1 pseudogene is annotated in these 928 nt (G+C 40.5%); it reads left to right on the plus strand.

The annotated features are described in order from the left end of the window. Positions 1 to 928: pseudogene (locus tag IRZ78_RS25995) on the plus strand (hypothetical protein); the annotation flags it as partial.

The raw sequence follows: 928 nt of genomic DNA on the forward strand, positions 1-928 counted from the left end.
TGTTTTGGAAAAAGTACCGGAAGTGTAACGGCCGGCACCGTAAGCAATTTCATTGGAACAGTTACCTATAATTGGGTAAATGCCGCAAATGCTTCAGTAGGAACTACGGCTTCTGTTACTGGTCTTCCGGAAGGAACGTATACTTTGACTGCTACCGATAATTGTTCTACTCAATCCAACTCAGTTACTATATTACAGCCAACTGCAGCTTTAGCCCTTGCACCTTCTTCTAAAACAGATGTTATCTGTTTTGGATTTAGTACGGGATCTGTAACTGCGGGAACTTTAACTAATTCTGTTGGAACAGTAACATACTCTTGGAAAAACTCATCTAATACCGAAGTAGGAACAACGGCTTCTGTGTCTAATCTTCCTGCTGGAACGTATACTTTGACGGTAACTGATTCTTGTTCTAGTCAATCGAACTCGGTAATTATTGGACAACCAACTGCGACTTTAACTTGCTCCATTGTACAAAACAAAGCTGTTACAGCTAACGGATTAAGCAACGGAGAAGCAACAGTAACTCCACTAGGTGGAAATGGTGGCTATACCTATTTATGGGATAATAGTGAAACTACCCAAAAAGCAATTGCACTTAATGCGGGATTACATTCTGTTACCGTAACCGATTCAAAAGGATGTACAACAACTTGTACAATTACAATCTCAGAACCTAATGTTTTATCTTGTAGTATCGTTCAGGATGCTCCTGCTAAATGTTATGGAGACAAGAATGGTAAAGCTACTGTTAGTGCAATTGGAGGAAACGGAGAATACACTTATCTATGGGATAACACCGAAACAACTGCGCAAGCAACTGGCTTAACCGCTGGCTTACATACCGTAACTGTTACTGATAAGTTAGGCTATACCACTACCTGTACAGTTACTATATTACAACCTCAGGCTGCTTTAACGGCTGCAA

The organism is Flavobacterium sp. CSZ (assembly GCF_015350725.1).
Lineage (GTDB): Bacteria > Bacteroidota > Bacteroidia > Flavobacteriales > Flavobacteriaceae > Flavobacterium.